The sequence below is a fragment of the Pirellulales bacterium genome (assembly GCA_036490175.1).
Taxonomy (GTDB): Bacteria; Planctomycetota; Planctomycetia; order Pirellulales; family JACPPG01; genus JACPPG01.
The window spans coordinates 1-22,790 of record DASXEJ010000178.1 but is presented as its reverse complement, the minus strand read 5'-3'; the positions used below and the strand labels follow the sequence as shown (position 1 = coordinate 22,790).

At 58.9% G+C, this 22,790-nt stretch carries 19 protein-coding genes; 8 read left to right on the top strand and 11 right to left on the bottom strand.

Annotated features, from left to right (window positions below; genetic code table 11):
* Positions 1–102 precede the first annotated feature (102 nt).
* Positions 103–522, top strand: coding sequence for a rhodanese-like domain-containing protein (locus tag VGG64_13245; protein ID HEY1600566.1), 420 nt, complete (start codon positions 103–105; stop codon positions 520–522).
* A 114-nt stretch (positions 523–636) separates the two neighbouring features.
* On the opposite strand, the gene VGG64_13240 is transcribed toward VGG64_13245, so the two are convergent.
* Positions 637–1,713: a glycosyltransferase family 4 protein gene (locus tag VGG64_13240; GenBank protein HEY1600565.1), complete on the bottom strand. Its 1,077-nt coding sequence runs from the start codon at positions 1,711–1,713 to the stop codon at positions 637–639.
* Positions 1,714–1,894: 181 nt separating this feature from the next.
* Between VGG64_13240 and VGG64_13235 the strand changes: the two genes are divergently transcribed.
* Positions 1,895–2,443 carry a DUF1697 domain-containing protein gene (locus VGG64_13235; protein HEY1600564.1) on the top strand — a complete coding sequence of 183 codons (549 nt, stop codon included), beginning with the start codon at positions 1,895–1,897 and terminating at the stop codon, positions 2,441–2,443.
* A gap of 140 nt (positions 2,444–2,583) precedes the next feature.
* Here VGG64_13235 and VGG64_13230 read toward each other — a convergent pair whose 3' ends face one another.
* A complete protein-coding gene (locus VGG64_13230) occupies positions 2,584–3,147 on the bottom strand; it encodes a hypothetical protein (protein HEY1600563.1) in 564 nt (187 codons plus the stop codon).
* Positions 3,148–3,623: 476 nt separating this feature from the next.
* On the opposite strand from VGG64_13230, the gene VGG64_13225 reads away from it, so the two are divergent.
* Positions 3,624–5,546 (top strand): cytochrome c peroxidase, encoded by a 1,923-nt coding sequence (locus tag VGG64_13225; GenBank protein ID HEY1600562.1) that lies wholly within the window; start codon positions 3,624–3,626, stop codon positions 5,544–5,546.
* 124 nt (positions 5,547–5,670) lie between these two features.
* Entirely contained in the window at positions 5,671–7,242 is a 1,572-nt protein-coding gene (locus VGG64_13220; protein ID HEY1600561.1) for an exo-alpha-sialidase, read from the top strand.
* A gap of 20 nt (positions 7,243–7,262) precedes the next feature.
* Here the strand turns inward: VGG64_13220 and VGG64_13215 are convergent, their stop codons facing one another.
* Entirely contained in the window at positions 7,263–8,255 is a 993-nt protein-coding gene (locus tag VGG64_13215) for a hypothetical protein (GenBank protein ID HEY1600560.1), read from the bottom strand.
* 229 nt (positions 8,256–8,484) lie between these two features.
* On the bottom strand, positions 8,485–9,237 hold the full coding sequence (locus tag VGG64_13210) for a glucose 1-dehydrogenase (protein HEY1600559.1): 753 nt from the start codon (positions 9,235–9,237) through the stop codon (positions 8,485–8,487).
* Between the two features lie 117 nt (positions 9,238–9,354).
* Here VGG64_13210 and VGG64_13205 point away from each other — a divergent pair, with 117 nt between their 5' ends.
* A complete protein-coding gene (locus VGG64_13205; protein HEY1600558.1) occupies positions 9,355–9,981 on the top strand; it encodes a TetR/AcrR family transcriptional regulator in 627 nt (208 codons plus the stop codon).
* A gap of 58 nt (positions 9,982–10,039) precedes the next feature.
* Positions 10,040–10,843, top strand: a complete 804-nt coding sequence (locus tag VGG64_13200; GenBank protein ID HEY1600557.1) for a redoxin domain-containing protein — start codon at positions 10,040–10,042, stop codon at positions 10,841–10,843.
* Positions 10,844–11,006: 163 nt separating this feature from the next.
* Here the strand turns inward: VGG64_13200 and VGG64_13195 are convergent, their stop codons facing one another.
* From VGG64_13195 to VGG64_13180, 4 genes are all read right to left on the bottom strand, one after another.
* Entirely contained in the window at positions 11,007–12,377 is a 1,371-nt protein-coding gene (locus tag VGG64_13195; GenBank protein ID HEY1600556.1) for a PQQ-binding-like beta-propeller repeat protein, read from the bottom strand.
* 152 nt (positions 12,378–12,529) lie between these two features.
* A complete protein-coding gene (locus tag VGG64_13190; protein HEY1600555.1) occupies positions 12,530–12,943 on the bottom strand; it encodes a PilZ domain-containing protein in 414 nt (137 codons plus the stop codon).
* A 27-nt stretch (positions 12,944–12,970) separates the two neighbouring features.
* Entirely contained in the window at positions 12,971–13,249 is a 279-nt protein-coding gene (locus VGG64_13185; protein HEY1600554.1) for a hypothetical protein, read from the bottom strand.
* Positions 13,250–13,599: 350 nt separating this feature from the next.
* Positions 13,600–15,963 carry a penicillin acylase family protein gene (locus VGG64_13180; protein HEY1600553.1) on the bottom strand — a complete coding sequence of 788 codons (2,364 nt, stop codon included), beginning with the start codon at positions 15,961–15,963 and terminating at the stop codon, positions 13,600–13,602.
* A 591-nt stretch (positions 15,964–16,554) separates the two neighbouring features.
* Between VGG64_13180 and VGG64_13175 the strand changes: the two genes are divergently transcribed.
* Both VGG64_13175 and lepA read left to right on the top strand, forming a co-directional pair.
* Positions 16,555–17,592 carry an ROK family protein gene (locus tag VGG64_13175; GenBank protein HEY1600552.1) on the top strand — a complete coding sequence of 346 codons (1,038 nt, stop codon included), beginning with the start codon at positions 16,555–16,557 and terminating at the stop codon, positions 17,590–17,592.
* Positions 17,593–17,684: 92 nt separating this feature from the next.
* Entirely contained in the window at positions 17,685–19,493 is a 1,809-nt protein-coding gene (gene lepA, locus VGG64_13170; protein ID HEY1600551.1) for a translation elongation factor 4, read from the top strand.
* A 218-nt stretch (positions 19,494–19,711) separates the two neighbouring features.
* Here the strand turns inward: lepA and VGG64_13165 are convergent, their stop codons facing one another.
* The 3 genes from VGG64_13165 to VGG64_13155 all read right to left on the bottom strand — a co-directional run bounded on the left by VGG64_13165 (position 19,712) and on the right by VGG64_13155 (position 22,580).
* Positions 19,712–20,380, bottom strand: a complete 669-nt coding sequence (locus tag VGG64_13165) for a GDSL-type esterase/lipase family protein (protein HEY1600550.1) — start codon at positions 20,378–20,380, stop codon at positions 19,712–19,714.
* Between the two features lie 78 nt (positions 20,381–20,458).
* Positions 20,459–21,610 (bottom strand): radical SAM family heme chaperone HemW, encoded by a 1,152-nt coding sequence (gene hemW, locus VGG64_13160; GenBank protein ID HEY1600549.1) that lies wholly within the window; start codon positions 21,608–21,610, stop codon positions 20,459–20,461.
* A 196-nt stretch (positions 21,611–21,806) separates the two neighbouring features.
* A complete protein-coding gene (locus VGG64_13155) occupies positions 21,807–22,580 on the bottom strand; it encodes a DUF2071 domain-containing protein (GenBank protein ID HEY1600548.1) in 774 nt (257 codons plus the stop codon).
* Between the last annotated feature and the right edge of the window lie 210 nt (positions 22,581–22,790).

Here is a 22,790-nt window from a genome sequence, read left to right as displayed (position 1 = left end):
GAATGGTGGCGTGGAAACGACCTTCGCACGTAACACCGTGGACGACCGTTCTTGGTCCGCAGGTTTCAGAGATGCTCGCCAATACAACCCTAAAGGTGAAGCTTGCCTATTCGCTCGTTGGCTCTCGCAATTGCACTGTCGCTATTTGTATCGCTAGTGTGGGCCGAGACCGAGTTCACCAAGGACTCGCTCGACACCGTGAAGCAACGAATTGCCGAAAAGAAGGCCGTGCTCGTTGACGTACGCGAGCCGGGCGAATGGAACCGCGGGCATGTGGCAGGTGCCGTGCTGGTCCCACTGGGAGAATTGGCAAAGAAGGCCAAGGAGCCTGATTTTGTCGAGCGGCTTGAAAAGTCTGTACCCAAGGACAAGATCGTCTATTGCCACTGCGCTAAAGGGGGCCGCGCAGTGTTGGCCGCCGACGTCTTACAAAAGCTGGGATACGATGTGCGGCCCCTCAAGCCCGGCTATCAGGATTTGCTCGGGGCGGGCTTTCCCAAGGCCAACGAACCAAAAAAGTGATTCACCGCACGCCGCCGCCGACCGAACGCGTTTAAAAGGGAACCCGTTGGGCACCTGCGAATGCCTCTCGCCATGATGCACGCAACAAAGCACGGCACCCGCAACGCTATCTGCTCAGCAAGTTTTGCCTTGTTGGTCGACCAGCTCTTGACCAGCGTCGGTCCGTGAAGAAATCCTGACGTGCGAAACTTCGTACCGGGATAGTCGCAACATAGTAGCCACAAACTCCGGGGCCCAGCGGTCGATGCCATATCGTTCGGCAGCCAGGTGGCGCCCTCGTTCGCCCATGGCACGGCGCTTGGCTGGGTCGTGCGCCAAGCGTTCGATGGCCGCAGCCCACTCATTAGGAGTGCTGGCGAGATAGCCAGTCTCGCCGTCGATCACCATGTCGCGGTTGGCGCCGACGGGATTGGCCACAACCGGGAGACCGGCGGCCATGTATTGCAACACTTTTAGTCCGCACTTGCCGCGCGACCAGTCGTCATCCGAGAGCCACGAAATACCGATGTCGGCGTTGGCGATTTCGTGAGCCTCGCTCTGCTGCGACCAATTGCGCGGCGCCACCGCAATACCGACATCATCAGGAAAAACGTCCGAGACCACTCGCAACTCAATGCCTGGAAGGCGTTGGGCCACGGCGCCAAGGCATTGCCTGCCATCGACTAGATAACGCAGCGTACTGCGTTGTCCGATCCAAACGAGCCGGACGTCGCTTCCCGAGCGGCCATGCTCGGCTTGTGGGTACTTTGTTGTTTCAATGCAAGTCGGAATCAGGCGCACGCGGTCCGCCCCGACCAGCCGCGCCGCGGCATCGTGCAAGAATGGGTTACCAGCTATGGCGAGATCGGCCATCCGCACTGTAGCCGCGAAGCCCCGGCGCCGCGTCCAACTGATCGTACGGCGGCGCGACAGGCTACTGCGCCGAAACACCGCGTCGTCGAAGTCGTAAATCAGGGTTCGAGCTGCCCGGCGAAGCAGCCACAGCTGCCAGCGCGGCAGCAGACGACGCTGCAAGATAACGACATCGGCATCGCTGGCCGCGCGAAGCTGCCCAAGGCGAACCCGTAAATCGCGTGCAAGCGGCGCTACCGTAAGCGCTATCCCAGCACTCTCCAGCGCCGGTTGAAAGGCGCCAATGCGATAACGAAAGCAAACGTGATCCGCCCCTTCGGTGAGTGCTAGCAGCTTCATGGCCGCGTCCTCCCTGGCCAGTTAGGAAAGCGCCTCCCGATCGACGCAAAATCGAGCGGAAATCATAGCAGCCATTGCCAATTCGAGAAACGCCAGCAGCTTTAGGTCCGCATTCGAGGGGCGAATCGCGTCCGTGCCGAGAATCGTTGACGTTACGAATCACGCCACCTATGGTCTGGCTATGTCAATTCGCATCGCATTGCTGCGCGCCATCAACGTCGCCGGGCGAAACAAAGTTGCCATGTCCCAGCTGCGCGAACTACTGGAACAGCTCGGACTCACCGGCGTTCGGTCGGTTCTGCAAAGTGGCAACTTGGTGTTCGACAGCAGCCGGCTCACAGGCGAAAAGCTGGAAAGCTTGCTGGAACAGGAAACTGCTAAGCGTTTGCAACTAACCGCCGATTTCCTCGTCCGTTCGGTGGATGAATGGGAATCGACGATCGCACGCAATCCCTTCAGCAAAGAGGCCCAACACGATCCGAGCCATCTGGTGATAATGTTTCTCAAGAAAGTGCCCAAACCTGCGGACGTGAATACTCTCCGCAGCGCGATCAAGGGGCCTGAAGTACTGCATTCCGATGGCCGGCAACTATACCTGGTCTACCCGGCCGGAATCGGACGCTCGAATCTAACTGGCACCTTGATCGAGCAGAAATTGCAGACGCGTGGCACCGGTCGTAACTGGAATACGATCCTCAAACTCGCTGTTACTGCACGCGACGCAAAGTGATATCCGCGGCGAGCCAATGAAAAAAGCCGCTGCCCGAATTACTCGGACAGCGGCCGTGGCTTCGACGGACTCTAGGCAATCCTGTCGATGAGTACGCGTGTGACACCCAGAGCCGACAGATCATTGCTTCCGTTTAAAAATTACTGGACCAGCTTCGAAACATCGGCCAGCACCGCGGCAATGGCGGCGTCATTGACGTCGCCCTTGGCGAAGCCGTGGTTCGCCATGACTTTGCCACCCTTGGCAACGATCACGGTCACCTCGGCATCGGGGTTGATCCCGTAGTCGGCAGGACCGTTCTCGAATTCGACCGGCACAACCAACGGTACGTTGGCCAACTTGTTGCCGGTGCAAAACTGCTTGGCGGTGGACTCGAGGGCCTCACGATCGCCACCCAACATGCTGACAAACGCAGCCAACTGCTTGGCCGAATTAGCCTCGACGGCGGCGTCGAGCTTCTTTGCCAGTGCGGCAACCTTGGCGTCCGACGAACGCGAGAAGACCATCACCATCGGGCGGTTGCCGTACTTGCAACGATAGCATAGCTCGTCGCCGACCTTCACCTTGTCATCGGGACCCGCGCACTTGACGACGTCGAAGGGGCCGATCGGCTTGCCCGGTTCAAGACCACTCTTCAGCTCAGCGGCCACAGCTACGCTTACCAGCAGGGCCAATGTCGTGCAGAAAGTTAGAGCGCTTTTCATAACGAGTTACATCTCCACAAGAAGTACTGGAAGTAACACCAGAAATCTGACTAAGTCCTACCACGGTTTCGAGGCGGATTAGTCCAACCAACATACCTCGCCTAGGTCAGGGACTCCGGCTCGTAGCGCCCGTCGGGGGCAGACCGTGGGTTGCAACTAATACGCACTTGGGAATCAATAGTTCACAGAAAAATCTGCCACAGGCAAAAAATCCGCTTCCCTCGATTCGGCAAATACGCCTCTCACGCGCCGGTCAGCCTACTGCGTGTCATCGGTGAGGGCAACCACTAACCGCAATACATGAGCCCAGTTGATATCTCGCGGTGCGCAGCAAAGCTGGGTTTTGCGGCAAATGGCGAAGCTAGCGAACAAGACAGTCACTCGCCTGTTTCTGGCTTACCAATCTAGATAAGTGCCCCATCACCTTGTAGACAAACAACTTCTCGCTGCTGGCGCTATGCCCCAAGGCTGTTGCCGTGGCGTGTGCATTTGAACTACGATGGTCACAGGAACGTCAGGTTCAGTATCTAAATCTATACCGATATGCGGCAACGAGCTTTTTCTCCCAAGACATGACATTCGCCCGCAAAAGCTCCTTGCTTTCCTGTGCTATTGGACTAGCAATCCTCGCGAGTGGCGTACTGGCCAATCGACCGTTCGGGCACGTCGCTGCCGAAGAGCTAATATCGACAGAAGTGCATCGCTCGCCGGTGGACGTGGTGCTCTCGCCCGACGAGCAGTGGGCCGTCACGGCAAATCAAACCGCCGATTCGATTTCGCTCGTTGCTCTAACGACCGGGCGCGTCACGCGCGAGCTCCGTTGTGGGGCCCGTCCCTCGGCATTGGCTCTCCACGGTGAGACTTTGCTCGTTAGCTGTAGCCATAGCGGCACGCTCGAACGATTTCGCTGGTCAGGCTCGACCCTAGAGCAGGTGGCTAAAATTGCGATTGGCTTCGAACCGCTCGGCGTGGCAATCGCGCCCGACGGGCATACGGCGTATGTGGCGCTCACGCTGGGGGCGGCCGTCGCGGTGATCGACCTGGACAAAAACGAGTTGCTCGAGAAGATTTCCGTTGGCCGCTGGCCACGTTATCTGGCGCTCGCGCCCGACGGCGCCAGGTTGGCCGTCAACTGCAATGGCGACCGTGCCATCTCGGTAGTCGATACGCATGCCCGCAAGCAATTATTCCTGAATGAGTTTGGCGGTATCAACGCCGGACAAATGCAAGTTTCGGCGGACGGTCAGTACGTTTACTTTCCGTGGATGATCTATCGCCACAATCCCATCGACGAGCGCAACGTACAACGCGGCTGGGTGCTGGGCACACGGATCGCGCGGGTGCGGATGGACGAGCGTGCGCAGCGCGAGGCGATAACCCTGGATCCTCCACGCCGCGCTGTTAGCGATCCGCACGGACTGGCTCTGACCAGCGACGAACAATGGCTAATTGCCACAGGCTCAGGCACGCACGAGTTGTTAGCCTATCGATTGCCAGGCTTGCCATTTCAGGCCACGGGGGGTCCTGGCGATCATATCGATCGCGATCTGGCCGCGGATGCGAACCGCTTCTTCCGCATCGAGTTGGGAGGGCGTCCGATGGCGGTGCGCATTGCCAAGGACAATCGCCGTGTGCTGATCGCCAATTATCTGTCGAACAGCTTGCAGATTGTCGATCTCGAGCGGCGGGCCATTGATCAGACAGTTGCGCTAGGCGGGCCCGCTACGCCGTCGTTGGCACGGCGCGGCGAAGCGATCTTTTTGGATGGCGCCCGCAGCCTCGATCAGTGGTACAGCTGTCAAAGTTGCCATTACGACGGCGGCAGTAATGCCGTGACGATGGACACCATGAATGATGGCAGTTATGGAACATTTAAAACTGTGCCCTCCCTGTTCAACGTGACACGAACCGCCCCCTGGACCTGGCACGGCTGGCAGACCGATCTCGGCGCGTCGGTACGCAAGTCGCTTACGGAAACCATGCTGGGACCAGAGCCCTCGCGCGAGGATGTGCAGGCGGTGGTGGCCTACCTGGACCAGATGCAACAGCCCCCCAGCCCCTATCGCGAGCCTGATGGTTCCCTGTCGGCCGCGGCCCAACAGGGCGAACGGGTTTTCCGGAGCGCCAAGGCCGGCTGTGCCACCTGCCATCGCGGCGCAGAGTTTACCGACGGCGAGGTTCACGATGTCGGCCTGGGGTCTCCCAAGGATCTCTATCACGGCTATAACACGCCGTCGCTGCGGGGGGTTCATCGCAAGGTCCGCTTATTGCATCACGGTCGTGCCCAGAGTATTGAAGAGGTATTGCAGGATCTGCACGCGCCGCAGAATGTGACCGGCCAAGGGGAATTGTCGGCCGACGAGCTGGCCGATCTGATCGAATACGTGCGATCGCTGTAGGCAGGCCGGATCGACACGGACGCGTCTATTCACGTTTCGATATTTGTCGGGGGGGCGCCGGCGGTGAGTCTCTCGCTCCGTTCGTGGTCGCGTTCGCGTTTTCGCAGATGAAGGAATCCTTGAGATGAAGAACTTGTCGTGCATCGTCTTGGCGACCGTTGCGGTTGCGGGATTGGTCTCGAGGACAGCCGCCCTGGAGCCGGGCGATACGGTCGGGCCGGTGAAGTTGATGTCGTTGTCTGACGAAACCCTCACCATGGATAACTATGGTGAGCGGCCGGGCACGACCGTTATTTTTATGTCGAGCCGCTGCGATACCACGGCCCGCGCGGTCGCTGATATCAACCAGCTCTACCGAAAGTATCGCCTGCGCAATGTGCTGTACGTGGGCGTCTGCTCCGATACGGAGGACAGCCCGGACGAGATTCGCACGTTCGCGCAGCGGAGCGGTTTTATCTTTCCCGTTTATCGTGATGTAGACGGTGACGTAGCCAAGCAATTCGGCGCGACAAAAACGCCGGAGCTGTTTTTGCTAGACCAAGAGGGAAAGCTTGTCTTTCATGGCGGCTGGCAGGACGAGGCAGCCCGCCAGGCCTACGAAGACGCACTGGCAAGTCTCGTACGGAAGGAGCCCGTCGTCGTCGCCACCCATGCGGTCGTGGGAACACTAATCGATAAACCGGGACCCAAGCACGAGACTCCCGACCCCTATGGAGCTATCGCATTCTCATCGGAATTGGTGTTCGAGCAAATTCCGTTCGCCCCGGCCCATCATTGCTCGACGATCTGTGAGACTGCCGGTGGTGACTTGCTGTGCTTATGGTACGGCGGCAGCTACGAATCGGCCGATGACCAAGCGCTGTTTCTCGCCCGCAAGAAGCCGGGCGAGAAAAGCTGGAGCGAGCCGGAAGTGCTCTTGCAGGGTGCCACGGCGCCCCCCGGAAACGGCGTAATTTTTCGCGATGCAACGAACCGTTTGTGGATCGTGTGGTGTCAAATGGAAGGTTCGCGGCCGACGCGCCGCGGCAGCGGATGGAACCATTGCCGCTTGTTTTCTCGCACATCCACCGATCACGGCCTGACGTGGAGCGAAGACTTGCCAGTGCTAGAGGAGGAACTGTGGTGCGTGCCGCGCAACCCACCTATCGCGCTCGCCGACGGGACGTTGTTGCTACCGGTGGAGGGCCTGCAGGACAAAGTCGAGGGCTCGCACTTCTTAACCCTAGCGCGCGATGAGTCGGCATGGCGGCGAGCAGGATTCACGAGCGGCGGCAGCCAACCGGCAGTGATCCAGCGACGCGATGGAACTCTGCTCGCTCTGCTGCGTCACTCGCGCAACATTACGCAAATCGACTCTCGCGATGGCGGCCAGACTTGGAGCAATGCCCTGGCCACGGAGCTCAAGAATCCCGATTCAGGGATTACAATGACCAGGCTAGCCAACGGGCATTTGCTGGTCGTGTACAACGACTCGCCGACACGCCGCACACCGTTGGTCGTCGCCCGGTCAATCGATGAGGGAAAAACCTGGGAGGAGCCGCGTCAGCTGGAATCGAATCCTGGCGAATACTCGTATCCGTGTATTATCCAGACTGCCGACGGGAGAATTCACGTCAGCTACACGTATCGCCGCTACTCGATCAAGCACGTCGAGTTCAACGAAGACTGGCTCGTCCACATTGAGCGACCAGATTGAGGTGGCATGCGAGAGCCATGCTAGGGCCTGGCGCCCGAGAGTCGGCCAAGCCTGTCTTGCACGTCTAGCATCGCCGCCTTGGCGCGTTCAGCTTCCGGGTTGCTGCTACGGGTCTTGAAGATGGAGTGCAACCACTGGTCAGGGCTGACGAGGGGACAATCCGGCGTGACGGCCTCGTGCATCGATTCCAGCAACTGGTCGGCTTCGACTGCCAATTGCTGCTTTAAGGCTCCCGCATTCGCCTCTTGCACGGCACACAGTTGCTCGGCGAGGGCCGCGGCTTCCCGATCTCCGGACAGGTATAAACCAACGTGTGCCTGCTCAATGCCGGCCAAAGTCGGGTTCGACGGCAGGAACGACTTCTTCTTCGACCGGGCCGCGCACGTCACAGTACACCAATCGCCGCGCCAGGTGCGTGGCACGATTGCCAAAAAGGTGAACTCCTTGGCCCCCTCAAGCGATCCGCCGTTAGAGGGTCGCAATTTGAAAAACACGCCGTGTTCGCGGTTCGTCGTGCCGCTCGCTAAGATCAGCGCCTTGGCGACAATCTGCTTGTAGTGGTTCGAGGCAGTTTTCTTTGTGGACTGGTTCAACGTCGCGCCGATGGAAAAAATCTTGTAACCGACGTGCGCATCTTCGTTCGCAGCCGCCGAATTCTCTGTGCTTTCTGCCACTTCGATGCTGTCGTCCGCGACGCCACTTTCGAGCGTCGTATTGGGCAGGTAATCATGAATCTTCAATCGCATGCCAGGACTAACGAGCATATAGAGAAAATCGAGGACGTCCGCTTCGTCCCCTTTGGTAATACGCGCAGAAAGACGAAATTGTCCCTCAATGGCCTTCAGGTCAGGATGCGCGGCACGACACTTATCAGGCGTCACGTCGCGACATTCGATGGCGTCGGGAATATCGAACGTCACGTGGGTCTCGGCCCGCGCAGATAACGGACAATTCGCCAGTGCAACTAGTAGCACAATTGACCAAGACAGTGAGCGATTGCGCGAATCAGTCATAAAAGGCATCCTTGCCCTGGGCGAAGAATCAGAACGGCTCTGTCAAAAAGTCGCTAACCTTAGCAACCCGTTCGATCGTGGGTCAATGCCAAGCAGAGCATCTGCCAGTCTGCTAGCAACAATGTATGCAGCGTATTGGGCGACGGTCGCAACACGCGATTGAGGTTGCGACCGCCAGCCCTACCATACGTTGGATTTGCGCGCAGGGACGCCAGCACTCTGCGACGATTTACCGCATGCCACCCGCAACATAAAGCGTCTCGCCAGTGATCCATTTCGAGTCGTCGGATGCCAGAAACACGGCAACAGGACCGATATCGCCTGGCTGGCCAATCCGTCCGAGCGGCGTCTGAGCTTCGGTCTGCATGCGAAACTCGCCCTCTCCCAGACCGGCCGCCTGCACCCCTTCGGTATCCACCATGCCAGGATTGAGAGAGTTGACGCGAATCTTGCGCGGTCCCAATTCCTTGGCCAGCGACTTGGTCACGGCATCGACCGCAGCTTTGGTCGCGCTGTACACCGAAACGTGCGCGGGCGCCGCCGTGGAAACGACCGAACTGATGTTGATGATGTTTCCACCGGAAGACCCAAAATGCTTCAGGGCTTCCTGCGAGGCCAAAATTAGGCCTAGCACATTCAGATCGAACATTTTATGAAAAAGGTCGGCGGTAACCTCTTCAAGTGGCGCGAACTGATAGATGCCGGCATTGTTGACCAGAATGTCGACCTTGCCGAACGCTTTCTTCCCCTCGGCAAACAAACGTTGAATATCCGCTTGTTTGGCAACATTGGCCTGCACGGCAACCGCCTTGCCACCCTTTTTGGCGATCTCGCCGACCACGCGATCGGCTCCTTCCTTGCTCGACGAATAGTTGACGACTACTGCGGCGCCCTCGGCTGCAAGATGCTGAGCGATGGCGGCCCCGATTCCCTTCGACGCGCCTGTAACGACCGCGACTTTTCCTGACAGCTTTCCCGACATGGTAATGGTTCCTTATGTACTAGGCTTAGTTTTGTACCGGATGGTAAAGATTAGGAGCGTCGCCTTGGCCGGTCAAGGTGCGTAGTGTACCATTTGGTAAGAAATAGAGGGCTGCACGTGCCGACCGGAAGACCGCGAGAATTCGACGTCGACCAAGCGCTCGACCGCGCGCTGAAGGTCTTTTGGCGCAAGGGATATCAGGGGGCCACACTGCCCGATCTGACCAAGGCCATGGGCATCAATCGCCCTAGCCTGTATGCCGCTTTCGGCAATAAGGAGTCGCTGTTTCGTAAGGCGATCGATCGCTATCTCGCCGGGCCGGCATCGCATGTGGCTTCGGCACTCAACGAATCGACAGCACGAGGTGTGGTCGAGCGATTGCTGTTGGGCAGCATCGATATGGCGACCGACCCACGCTATCCGCGCGGTTGCTTCATGGTGCAAGGTGCGTTGGCCTGCGGAGATGCGGCCGATTGCCTGCGCAAGGAGATGGCCCGGCAACGCGCGGCGGCCCAGACGGCCCTGCGCAAACGATTCGAACGGGCGATCCGCGAGAAGGACTTGCCCAGCGGTACCAATCCGGCCGATCTTGCCCGCTACGTCGCCACGGTCACGCAGGGAATCGCCGTGCAGGCGGCGGGTGGCGCAACCCGCGCCGAATTGCGTCGCATCGCCGACATTGCGCTGGCCTCGTTCCCCGCGGCCACAAATCGCAAGAAACGCCCGCGCGTGAAGCTGTTATGATGATTGCTGAATGCACAGTTCTGACAATGTGTCCGAAACTCGTCGCGGAGCAATGGCCATGACCACAATTAATACCCCCACGAAAGTTTCCGATATCGCGCTCGGCAGTGGGGGGGGCGACAATTCGCGGCGGCGCCTATTTTGGATCGGGACGGTCCTGGCAGTTTCTCTGATCCCGATCTTCCTTCTGCAAGCCCTGTGGGCTCGATTACTAATCACGCCTTGGTATCTACCGTTAGGTGGATCTCTGGCCGCGTTGCTGGTGTTGCGTGCGGCCGTGGCTCCAGTACGCCTGCCCCGATTAGGCATTGCTATCTTTTGCTTTGCACTCGCAGGACTGGAATGGTTCTTTCTGCTGGGAGCTACGGTGCTGCCGACTTACAAAGGTCCCGTGGTCGCGGGGAGCACCATTCCCGCGTTTCACGCGACGCTTGCAGATGGCTCGGAAATTGACGCATCCTACTTCCAACAGAATCGCCCGACGGCGCTCGTGTTCTTTCAGGGTCGATGGTGCCCCTTCTGCATGACGCAACTCAAAGAGTTGGAAGCTCAACACGAGCAAATCGGTCGCCTGGGGGCGAATGTCGTCGTCGTCTCAATCGAGGACGTCGACGCGGCCGTGCAAACGCAGCGGGACTATCCCCATCTGACGGTCGTATCTGACGCCCAACGGGAATTGTCGAGCGCCATCGACCTGATCAATCAGCACTCGGCCCCCGACGGCGGCGACAGCGCAGCGCCAACAATTCTGCTGCTCGACGGCCAGCGAAAAGTACAAACTATTTATCGCCCTGCACGCTTTATCGCTCGACCTTCTGCTGAAAAAATCGCCTCGGCACTTGAGCACGGAAGTAGCCTATAGAGGCAACGATCCGTTCGCCGCCGTCGATTGTCGTGCTAAGCCCAGTTGCCCGAGTTCCTGCTGACCAACTGTTCGCCGCGATTGATCAGCGGCCGCGTCAGCACACATCTGCTTCGTTCGGGCATTGCCTCAGGCGCGATTCCTTTGGGCCACGCCAACATGCTCACTTGCCAACCGCACTCTCCTGAGTTCCGACCGCGCTAAGGCAATAGACCTGGGACGCCGTGCGAATGAGCAGTTTGCCCTGCGCGATGGAAGGCGTCGCAATGCACAATTCGTCGAGCGCGTTGACTCGTTCGACCGCGAACTCGCGCCCCGCCGGCATGACGTACGTGTCTCCGGCTTCGCTCAGAAAAAACACCTTGCCGTTATATGCCCAAGGGGAGGCCGTGAAGCTGGCTCCCTGTGGAAAGCGCGTACGATTGAAGACCAGTTCGCCGGTCTGGGCGTCGTGACACGTAATCATCCCCTGATCCAATAGCGTGTAATAGAGGCCGCGGTAGACGATCGGCGACGTGTTGTACGGCCCCATTTTATCGAGGGACCATTTGATGAACTCGTTCGAGCTTTCCCCCTCGCCCAAGGTAATGTCGCCTGTGGCTCCAGGCTTAATGGCATAGACCGGCCGCTGCTTATCCTGGAAATAGCCTGATGTGATATACAAAAGGTCGCCGACAACAAAGGGAGACGGAATAGTTAGCGACGACATGCGCCCTTCGAAGTGCCAGAGCACTTCGCCGCGGGGCGAATAAGATCGGATCTCCTTGCGGCCCGAGGTAACGATCTCGGTTGTGCCCTCGTGCTGCCAAACGAGCGGTGTCGCCCAAGTGCTCTTTTCGTCTCGTGCAGTCGTCCAGCGCGTCGAACCCGTGACGCTGTCGAGCGCGGCGATGTACGACTCCTCGACGTTGTCGTATACCATGATGACTTGATCGCCTTGCACGACGGGCGAAGCAGCGGCCCCATAGCCTAAGTACGATTTTTTGGGCGGAATCTCGTGGGACCAAACCGGCGTTCCGTCGAACTGGTAGCAATAAAGGCCGACATCTCCAAAGAGCACATACAGGCGCTTGCCATCAGTGGTAGGCGTCTCGGCCGCGTATGTGTTCTTAGGATGTCGCGGAATCAGCGGCTTGCCCGTGTGGGCTTCGCGGCTCCAAAGTAACTCGCCGGTCTGCAGGCTCAGGCAATACACCATCCAGTGGTGAACCGAATCGGGAGGCTCACCGCGTCCCAGACCGAGATAGAGACCTCCCTTGGGCTTTACATACTCCTCGTCGCTGTGCACGGCCGAGACGAACACCCGGTCACCCCAAATGATCGGGCTACCCCACCCCCAACCGGGGATAGTGGCCTTCCATTGCACCGATGTGCTTTGGTTCCAACTGTCGGGCAGCCGGGGATCGTCGGCAACGACGCCACTTGCGTCAAGGCCACGAAACCTGGTCCAGTTTTCTTGGCCTGTTGCTGGTGTGATAAAGGCGAGTACACATGCACAGAGCAGCACTACTACGCAGCTAAAGTGGCGCGTCATGGAAACCTCGCCGCCGGCAGAGAGGAGATCGAGACGAGCCAGATTGTCGCATATCATGCAGGCACAGAATAGCCAAGAGAACCGCTGCCGCGGACCGGGCGGTGGCTGCATTCATCCATCACTCAGACTGGTGCTGAATGGGACTTTGCTAGTTACTCTTCGCTTTCGGTCTCTTCTACCGTGGGCACCGACAACACGTAGCCGCCGCTGATGTACCATCCTTCGCCCCCCACACGGCACCACACAATTCGGACGGACACCTTCGTGACACAGCCACGCCGCGATGTAAAGGTGACGGATACTTCGCCCGGCGCGATCGGCATCCTGTGCATCAGACCAATGCCGTCGTTCGAGATATCACGACAGAAGGCCACCTGACACTCGCCGCTCTCGGTTGCGATCGATACGGTTTGGAAGAAGGGGTAGCGAACTCCCATCCCTTCCTCGCGTTTGTCCTCTTCCTGTCCCACGGTCAATAATCGATGGATAGCGCGACCGCAATGTGGCAGCTCGGGCCACTCGCAAAACATAGACAAGTCTCCTGTTGCCGATTGATCGAATCGCATAGATGCTTCCCCGGACAGAAAGAAATGCTAATTGACCGAGAGCCTGGAATTGACGTGTTGACCGCCGCGCACTTTAGTGGCCACATCCGCGAGCGCCATCTGCGCTAGAATTCCATCAATGGGGCTAAATCGTACGATTGGTATCCCGTCCTCGTTCATGGCCAGAGAGAACCAATGCACGATATGAAGCAGACCCCGCGCGAATAGTTGCGCCGCCACTTGCCGCGCCAGTTCAGCGGTCCTTCCATCAGCCGCCGCGCACTGCTCCTCGAAACCTTCTGCGTTCGGCACAAACACAGTCCGCATGAGGCTGCCCTTTGTTGCAAGTTAGTGCGAGGTGACGACGGCGAATATTTTTATAGATGAGAATCGCGAGATGAATGTCGAGACGCGAGCAACCGTGCCGAGTCGATTGGGCGGCCGGCCAAACCGCTGCCTGGGTTTCCGGTGGCTCTTGTCGCCGCCCGAACGGGCTCCGCGGCAAGTGCAACTGAAACGTATGTCAGTCTCGGGGCAATGGCAAATAGGACACGTAAGGATCGTGCCGGCCTTCGAGAAATGCCGTGAATTGAGCCCAAAGACACACCATAGACATGGACTTTAGGCGCGATTGCAGAAGCCGCGCAGGGGACCTTAGGATGACGTCTCGTAGTTGATTACTTGCGCGCCGTTTCGCGAGCCACTTCGCCCGGATGGTACGAACGCCGACAGGCGGATTTCACTTCGTCCCAATCGAACAAATCTGGCTTCAACTTGCACTCGGACAGCAATTTCGCCTGATCGAAGAAATGTGGTGAGCGGGGATCGCCGCTTGCGCCAAATTGCAAGAGCGTGCCTCCTCGCACCTTATCCGCAAATTCGAACACACCCATGTACGTTAGTCCGACCACACCATAGTGCTTCTTGATCGTCTTCACGAAAGGGATTTGAATTGGCGGAGTGTAGTACTGTGTAAACACGACACCCATCGGCCCGTGCGAGCCAATGCAGGGCAGGCTGGGTTGGGCGTCGTCGAACGGAATATCGATAAACTCAGCCACGTCGGCATGCCGCTGAATACGGTAGACGTCGCCATAGGCCACCTTCCAGGTGCCATAGATGGACTGTAGCTTCGCGGCCGCATTCACTAGAGCAGCAAGCTGCGCCGGCACATCGCCTTGAAAGGCCGGCTTGAGGACTTCGCCTGGGTAAGTTCCTCCATACAAATCCTCGTACCACTCTATGCACAACGGCGCTTGCGTCGACGTCTTCGTAACGCGATAGTTCCAGGCAAGCAAATGGTCTAGATAGGGTGCCACCCTTTCGGCCAGTTTGGGGTCACTGGTTTTCAATTCTTCGAGCGCGCGGGCGTAGCGGGGCAACTCGACTTGTGCCCAATAGAGAGTCGTGTCAAAGGCCGCGTGCTGAATGTCTTCCAGGGTTACGTCCTTCATATCGCGAAGTAACTGCCGCGACATTTTTGCGCGGCGTTTGTCGTCGTCACGATCCTCGGCCAGGTAGGTGGGGAAGTCACCCAACGAAGGATTACCCACATCCGTGACGGTAAACGGACTGGAATTGCAGTTCTGAATGAACCCCGACTGCGGATTCAAGACTTGGGGCAGTTCGTCAATCGACAGATAACCCTGCCATTCGGTGCGAGGATCGCTGCCGTCGACCGGTTTGCTCCAATCGAATTGTGGATCACGGCGAGGAATGATGCCGTTATACAGGTAGAAAATGTCGCCATGCCGGTCGGCGTAGATGGCGTTCATGATGGGGAAATTAAGAGTTCCCATCCCACGTTTGAAGTCCCCGACATTCTTCGCCCGCACCAAGATGGACATCTGTCGCAATAAGAGCGCGTCGTACAACTTTGCCACCTGAGCGGCCAACTGCACCTGGCCCTCCTTGGCGACGATCGGTCCATGATGCGTCTTGCGGAAGGTGTAGTTTTTATCTTTCAGCCCCACGCCTTGGCGAACGCGCACCGTCTCTTTCCACTCTGTGGCGCGACGGTAGCCGCCATCGTACCGGTAATTCAGCGGGTCGTTCGGATCGTCGAATGTTTCGCGCCACACGTCCGCGATGTCTGGCTCATTGACCGTGAAGCTCCAGCCTACATCCTCGTTGTGGCCGATCGTGGGTAGCGGGCTGCCAAAGAACGTGGCGCCGGTAAAGTTCCACCCATCGCCGCTACGGAGATGGGCCTCGTAGAGTTGCCCGAACCCAAACCAGGGCTGGTGCGGATTGGCCATCAGCATGGCGTTTCCTGATTTTGTCCGCTGGGGCCCAATCGCCCAGGCATTCGACCCCACGGCTGCCGAAATCGACGGCGACGTGCGCGGCATGAAGTTGCTGGACAATCGCGTGTAACGAAAGCACATCTCGAGCGTCAGATGCCGCCCAAATGCCACCACGTGCCACGGCTCGAAGTGAGTGATCATCCGCGGCTTCACTTCGGGATGCGTCGCCAGATAGTAATTAAGGCCGGCAACGTACGACTCGCAAATTGTCTTGATTTCCGGTTCAAGTTGCTCATAGTCCGCTTGCGAGCGCGGCACGATTTCGAACGCGCGGTTCAACAGGTCGGAATTGAGACCCTTCGGCCCCAGAATCTCGGCATAGCGCCCCAGGGACAGGATGTAGGTGTCTTCGATCTGCCAGAAGAAGTCCTCGGCCTGCGCGTACGCAAAACCGAAGACGACCGCAGCATCATTCACGCCGTCGACGTGCGGGGTGCCAAAGGCATCCCGATAGATCGTCACCCCTTTAGCCAGGGTCGACGAGTCTGAGGAAGCGACGGCAGCTTGCGATGAATTGACAATCGACTTCTGAGCTGGCGCTACCTCGGCGAACACTGCCGCGCTCGAGCCCGCTATCAAGAGCAGACACAAGCTGCCCAGCATGCACCGTCTGTATCTATATCCTGCGCCGGTTTCGGTACGTCGGCCCACTCCTTGGGCAAGTAAAACCTGGCTGAGCACGCGCGGCTCAAAACGAGCCTGCGGGGCACGGCAACTTGCAAATTCGAAAGTCATGTCAGTTCCTCGGGCCAAAAATATCGAATGGCCGGGTTCGTCCGAGTGCCACCCAGCAAGCTGACCGAGTACCAGCGACGGACGTTATACCGACGCGGCTTGCGGCCCGTATTCGAGGCAATTCGATCAAAGCGCGGGCAATTCGCAGATAGGAGAGCGTCGGCCGCCCGTTACGAGACGGATAGGCTCCGTGGTTCCACATCCTTGCAAAACGTCGGTCGACGTTCTTCCCATGCCAGGGCGACCGAAGAAATGCCGCCGCTATGATGCGGGAGATTCCTATCGGCGCAGCGTTTTGTAGGTCGGCAAGGCGGAACTTGTAGTACTCGCTAATCCCTCGCATTGCCGTTGCCATGCAAGCTACCAGAGAGCACGCTGGAAATCCAGTTGCGTCGCCCAGTTCAGGGCTCTAAATAGCGATTTTGGAGTGCTTTATGGCAAGCCAACTGTAGCGGCGGGCTCCCCAGGTGCGATTGCCACTTAGCGCCCGAATTCCTATACTTCTACTTCCCACGCCCCCGCCAAATTGTGTCCCGTCTCTGATCCCGCGTCGCGCATGGACGATCCCTCCCGGTCGCCTGGCCTTTCCCAATGTCCCAGCATCAGTTCATTCTTCGCGAGCAGGCCCAGCTACCGCTTTTTGTCGGGGTCGATCTGGGGGGGACGAGCATTAAGGTCGGCGTCGTTGACGACCTGGGACGGCCGCTATCTTGGTTGAACCTGCAAACGGATGCCGAGCGCGGACCGGATGACGGGGCGCGGCGCATGGGCGCTGCCGTCAAACAGGCCATCGATCAAGCCCGAGCCAAGACGACCGATGTGGCGCGAGTGGGACTAGGCTCGCCCGGCACGATGGATATTCCCGCAGGATTGTTGCTCGATCCACCGAACCTGCCAGGCTGGACCGACTTTCCAATCCGTGACCGGTTGCAGAAGTACTGCGAACTGCCCGTCTCATTTGAGAATGACGCCAACGCGGCAGCGTATGGCGAGTTCTGGGTGGGGAGTGGTCGCACGCTGCGCAGCATGGTGATGTTCACCCTGGGCACCGGCATCGGTTGCGGAATTGTCGTCGATGACTTCGTCCTCCGCGGCGAGCACAGCCATGGTGCCGAGTGCGGTCACATCATCATCGACCACAGAGACGACGCGCCGGCCTGCTCGTGCGGACAGCGCGGCCATCTCGAGGCGTTTTGCAGCGCCAAGGCCGTAGTGCGTCGCATGCAGGAGGCGCTGGCGACGGGCCGGGCCAGTACGCTCTCGGTCGAAATGGCGGCCGGCGAGCCGCTGACGCCGCTCATGCTCGCGCGCGAGGCTGAAGCGGGCGATGCCCTATCGCAGGAGTTGGTTTTGCAAACGGCGCGATATCTGGCAGTGGGGGTTGTCAACCTGATGCACACGATCGACCCTAACGGAGTCGTGTTAGGGGGAGCCATGACCTTCGGAGGACACGACACGAAACTCGGTCGCCAATTCTTGGACACGGTACGCGACGAGGTGAAACGCCGGGCATTTCCCGTACTCGCCGAACGGACCATCATCGACTTTGCGTCCCTCGGTAGCGATGCAGGATTCATCGGTGCTGCCGGCGTCGCCAGACAGGAACATGCGCGGAACTCCCAAGGGTAGTGAAGAGTCCGCGCGCGGTGGGGGCAGATCTTCGGCCCGTGCCGTCCGACACAGAGAACGTGCCGCGAGGCAGCATAAGGGAAAACTGAAAATTGTCGAAACTCGATTGTAAACACATTCGGAATTTCTCGATCATTGCCCACATCGATCACGGCAAGAGCACTCTTGCCGATCGGTTGCTGGAGGTGACTGGCACAGTCGCCAAGCGCGAGCTGCGCGAGCAAACGCTCGACGACATGGACCTAGAGCGCGAGCGCGGCATCACAATCAAAGCGCGCGCCGTGGCGATGCGTTTCGTACACAAGGGAGACAAATACGAGCTGAACCTGATCGACACGCCCGGGCACGTGGATTTTCAATACGAAGTCTCCCGCAGTTTGGCCTGCTGTGAAGGGGCGCTATTGCTGGTGGACGCCTGTCAGGGAGTTGAAGCACAGACTGTGGCCAATGCCCTGGCGGCCATGGCGGGTAATCTGACCATCGTTCCCGTGCTGAACAAGATTGACCTCAACAATGCTCGGCCCGAAGAGGTCATGCAGGAGATGGAGACGGTGCTGGGCATCGACATCGCCGACGTTCTGCCGGCTAGCGGCAAAACAGGGAAGGGAGTCGAAGACGTACTGGCGGCCATCGTCGAACGGGTGCCGGCCCCGGCGGGCGACCCGCAAGCGCCCCTACAGGCGATGGTATTCGACTCGCACTACGACGAATTCCGCGGCGCCATTACGTATGTCAGGTTAATGAACGGCGTCGTGCGCAAGGGACAGAAAATCCGCTTCATCAAAACCGGCTATGTTCACGAGGTGCTGGAGCTCGGCCAGTTTGTCCCGCAGCGCCGATCCTGCGAGCAATTGCAAGCCGGCCAGGTGGGCTACCTGATCTGCAACATCAAGGCGTTGAACCAGGTGCACATCGGTGACACGGTGACCACCGCCGGCGAGCCAGCCGCGGTCGCGCTTCCCGGCTATCAAGAGCCGAAGCGCATGGTGTTCTGCGGCCTTTATCCCTCCGATGGTCAAGACTTCGAGGAGCTCCGCGACGCGCTGACTAAGCTCAGCATCAACGACCCCAGCTTCGAGTTCGAGCCCGAAACGAGCGATGCCCTGGGCTTTGGCTTTCGCTGCGGCTTCCTGGGCCTGTTGCACATGGAGATCGTCCAGCAACGGCTCGAAGGGGAGGCGAATCTCGATCTTGTGCAAACAGCGCCTAACGTCACCTATGAGATCCTTACTAAGGACGGCGAGTTGCTGCGGATTTACAACCCGCAAAAGGTTCCAGACACGGGCTCGATCGAGGAATTTCGCCAACCCATCGTGCGCGTGAGCTTCGTGCTGCCCAGCGAAGTCATCGGACCCGTCATGCAATTGTGCAACGATCGCCGCGGGATTTACGTGCGCACGGAGTACCTGTCGCCGACGCGCGCGATGTTAGTCTATGATTTGCCGCTGGCTGACGTGATCTACGACCTGCACGACAAGCTCAAGAGCTGCACGCGCGGCTACGGCACGATGGACTACGAACTGTTGGGATACTTTCCGGCCGATCTGGTGCGGATGGACATCCTGGTGGGCGGAAACCGCATTGATGCCCTTTCGATCATTTGCGACCGCAAGGATGCCGACCGCCGCGGTCGGGCGATCGTCAAGAAACTGCGGAGCGAAATCGATCGACACATGTTCGAAGTGGCCATTCAGGCCGCCATTGGCAGCCGGATCATCGCCCGCGAAACGATTTCGGCGATGCGCAAGAACGTCACCGCCAAATGCTACGGCGGCGACATCACACGCAAGCGCAAACTGTGGGCCAAGCAGCGCGAAGGCAAGAAGCGCATGAAGTCCGTGGGCAGCGTCGACATCCCACAAAAGGCCTTTCTGGCGGTCCTCGATACCGGCGGCGAATAGCCGGCAGCGCCGTGTGGACTTCGGTTCAGCTCTAGCTTCGCCCGTGCCGGATATGATCACACGTGTCGACCGAGCCATTTGGATTGCGCATTCCAAACGGTTTGAACTATGAATGACAGGAATCAAACGAATGTTTTTGACATCACGATGAAGATCGTGGCGCCGGATGCAACTACCATCAATTCCCATTCACGGAATTCGCGTCATTCATGCTTGACTCACTTCGCCGACGCTTGCTGGAAGGCTTTGCGTAAGATTGGGCCCGCGATCTCATTCCAGATCGCATAGCCCTTCTGGTTCATGTGCAGATTATCGTCCCGCAGCAGCTCCGGGCGCGGACCACCGCTGGGCGCGGTCATGACAGTACGCGTGTCGATAAAGCCCAAACGGGGATCCGTTTTGGTGTAGGCCTCGATCAAGCTGTTTGCTTCACGAAGTTTACTATCGAGCTTCCACCGCGCCACCGTGGGAAACAGCGATACGAAATAGATCTTGGTATGCGGCAAGGCAGCGTGGATCTTGTCGACGAGCGATTTGAAGTTTTCGCATACCCGCTCTGCTGAGACGCCCGACGCAATGTCGTTTCCGCCGGCAAAAACAACCACAACGCGTGGCTTGTAGGGGATGACGATGCGATCCGCGAAGTGGGTCGCATCTCCCATATGCGAGCCGCCGAAGCCGCGGTTGATGACCGGCAGATCGGGAAACGCCTTCTTCACATCCCAAAAGCGGATCGACGAACTCCCCACGAACACGATTCCCTCCTGTGGTGGAGGCATCGTCTTGTCCTGTTCCTCAAACGCAGCGATCGTCTTGTCCCACCGCGCCGGATCTGCGTCGGCAGCTAACATCGCGGTCGTCAACAGGACGGCAAGCAAAGCGGTCATATTTGGCTCCTGCATGAGTTTGGGTAGATCGTACCGACGTGGCAGGGCCCCGGCTACTGGGTAACCGTTCCCCAGGCATTATTTGCGTAATAGCTTCGGCCATAAAGCGTCGCTGACCAAAAGCCCCGCGCGAGACAGCCGCACCGCATGACCAGTGTCCTCAAGCAGGCCGCGGTCGACGAAGCCCTGCAAGGCTTCGCCCCCCAGCTCGTCGACGGCAAATCCAGCGCGGCTGCGGAATTCTGCGCGATCGACGCCGGCCAACCGCCGTAGGCCCAAGACGAGCATTTCGCGGGCACGATCTACCGCGTCGAGAGTTTCCTGCTCGGCGACGGGGGATTCTCCGGCCATTACCCGTCGCAGCCAGGTTGTCGTACTGCGATGATTCGTCTCGCGTCGCCCGGCGACGTACCGCGCCGCGCCAGGCCCGGCCGCGAAGTAGCTCTGGCCAGCCCAATACACTTCATTATGCCGGCAGCGATGCCCGGGCCGGGCAAAATTCGACACCTCGTAATGCTCGAAGCCCGCCGCGACGAGCGTGTCGATTGCGGTCAAATACATCTCGCGCTCGACGCCTTCATCAGCTCGAGCCAGATCGCCGCGCGTGAGCCGGCCCCAGAACGTCGTGCCGCGCTCGTACGTCAGCCCATACGTCGAGATGTGATCGGGCGCCAGTTGCAACGCCTGATCCAAATCTGCCTGCCAACGCACCTTCGTTTCATCGGGCGCGGCAAAAATCAGATCAAGCGATACATCCAAGCCGATCGCACGCGCGACCGTAACCGCATTGACAATTTCGACCGGCCCGTGATCGCGTTCGAGTTTTTGCAATGTGTCCGGCGCGAATGATTGAGCGCCGATACTGATGCGCGTGACGCCGTGATCGGCCAGGATGCGCACCACCTCCGGAGAGACATCAATTGGATTTGCCTCGACACTAAATTCGCCGCCGTTCGTCAGGACAAACCAACGACGGACGGTCGTCAGCAATCGTTCAAGGCTGGCCGGCGGCAGATGTGTGGGCGTTCCGCCGCCAATAAACAGAGTCTCGACGGTGCGCGGCCCACCCAGCCCTGCCAGTTCGCGATCGAGCGCCACAACATATTGATCGACAAGGTCGTCCCGGCCGGCCACGACCGTGAAATTGCAATACCCGCAATGATGGCGGCAAAACGGCACATGAATATAGGTGGCTCGCGGCTCGCGCATCGGCAGAGGGATCGAAGTCATGCAGCTCTCAAGCCGAAAATGCGCGGGCAGACGAATTAATAAATATCGAATGCGAAATGTCGATCTGTATGCCGACGAGACATTGCTCCTTAGCGTTCGGCAACCCGCACTCGCGTCTCATCGTTTCTAGTGTTCTCTGTGCCTCAGCATCGCCATGGTGAGCTTGCGCGTGAACCGCGCGACAACCTAATCGTACTCACACACGGCGCAAGGGGAACACCTCGACGTCGGCTCGTTCGCAATACGCTACATGGGAGGGAGGTTCATCAGGCATGATGCCGCTGGCGGCCAGCATCGTTTGCTCGCAGGCGAGCAGGTGCGCTTCCCTCACGCAATAGGGGGCATGATGGACCTGCGCTGTGAAAAGCGGGCCGGCCCCTTGCTGCGCGTACAGAATGTAACGGTCAAGCAAGAAGTGCGTGAGAGTCCCCGGCTTAGCCTGGCCAGGTACTCGCTGCTCTGGCCCCTGATCAAGCTGCGTGCCAATTCTAGCCACGACCCTCGCGCCGGCCTTGGAGCCGCGCTGCCGCCGCAGAGCTTCGTAATGAATGATATCTCCGGATTGCCGCAACCGCATGTCAGTCGAAAAGTAATTCAGTCGCCACCGCCATCGGGCCACGCGTGCGGCCAGAACGCTCGTGGCATCGAGACTGAAGAACCAAACCCCAGGATTGCCGCCTCGATAATACACGTACGTGCGCACATTGATCTCGTTAAAGGCACTTACGCCGGGCACAGGCAGAAACCAATACGGCCGCAGCCCCGAGATCGCAAACGGCACAAGGCCAATCCAGGCGCTTCCATCCCAGGTGTCGAGCGAAAGACCACGCGGCAGCATGGGCTCGATTATGGCCGGATCGAGGCGCCAGTGAACGAACAGCAAATTATGCCAGCGATGATACCCGGCCGGTCGGTCCAGAGGACGTCGCGCTGGTGCTGCGCGGTCTATCTCGTCGATAACGAGTGCCATGAAATCGTGCCTCCTGCGAGCACACATTGCCCACGCGGATGTCAACTCGGAAAGATGCCCTGACATCGTCGCGTCTGCGTTGAAAACCGCAGCAGTCGGCCGAGATTAACTGCGTATGCGAACGACGGGCGATTTTGTCGGCAAATAGAAAGAAAGCGCCCGCGGCGCGACCACGAAATCGAACGCGGCGGCATGTAGCGGTTCGCCGTC

Coding starts and splice junctions, on each gene's coding strand:
- VGG64_13180 (HEY1600553.1), bottom strand. CDS start 15,963: ATGACTTTCGAATTTGCAAGTTGCCGTGCCCCGCAGGCTCGTTTTGAG.
- VGG64_13165 (HEY1600550.1), bottom strand. CDS start 20,380: ATGACCGCTTTGCTTGCCGTCCTGTTGACGACCGCGATGTTAGCTGCC.
- VGG64_13175 (HEY1600552.1), top strand. CDS start 16,555: ATGTCCCAGCATCAGTTCATTCTTCGCGAGCAGGCCCAGCTACCGCTT.
- hemW (HEY1600549.1), bottom strand. CDS start 21,610: ATGACTTCGATCCCTCTGCCGATGCGCGAGCCGCGAGCCACCTATATT.
- VGG64_13240 (HEY1600565.1), bottom strand. CDS start 1,713: ATGAAGCTGCTAGCACTCACCGAAGGGGCGGATCACGTTTGCTTTCGT.
- VGG64_13185 (HEY1600554.1), bottom strand. CDS start 13,249: ATGCGGACTGTGTTTGTGCCGAACGCAGAAGGTTTCGAGGAGCAGTGC.
- VGG64_13190 (HEY1600555.1), bottom strand. CDS start 12,943: ATGCGATTCGATCAATCGGCAACAGGAGACTTGTCTATGTTTTGCGAG.
- VGG64_13155 (HEY1600548.1), bottom strand. CDS start 22,580: ATGGCACTCGTTATCGACGAGATAGACCGCGCAGCACCAGCGCGACGT.
- VGG64_13220 (HEY1600561.1), top strand. CDS start 5,671: ATGAAGAACTTGTCGTGCATCGTCTTGGCGACCGTTGCGGTTGCGGGA.
- VGG64_13215 (HEY1600560.1), bottom strand. CDS start 8,255: ATGACTGATTCGCGCAATCGCTCACTGTCTTGGTCAATTGTGCTACTA.
- VGG64_13230 (HEY1600563.1), bottom strand. CDS start 3,147: ATGAAAAGCGCTCTAACTTTCTGCACGACATTGGCCCTGCTGGTAAGC.
- VGG64_13195 (HEY1600556.1), bottom strand. CDS start 12,377: ATGACGCGCCACTTTAGCTGCGTAGTAGTGCTGCTCTGTGCATGTGTA.
- VGG64_13200 (HEY1600557.1), top strand. CDS start 10,040: ATGACCACAATTAATACCCCCACGAAAGTTTCCGATATCGCGCTCGGC.
- VGG64_13210 (HEY1600559.1), bottom strand. CDS start 9,237: ATGTCGGGAAAGCTGTCAGGAAAAGTCGCGGTCGTTACAGGCGCGTCG.
- VGG64_13235 (HEY1600564.1), top strand. CDS start 1,895: ATGTCAATTCGCATCGCATTGCTGCGCGCCATCAACGTCGCCGGGCGA.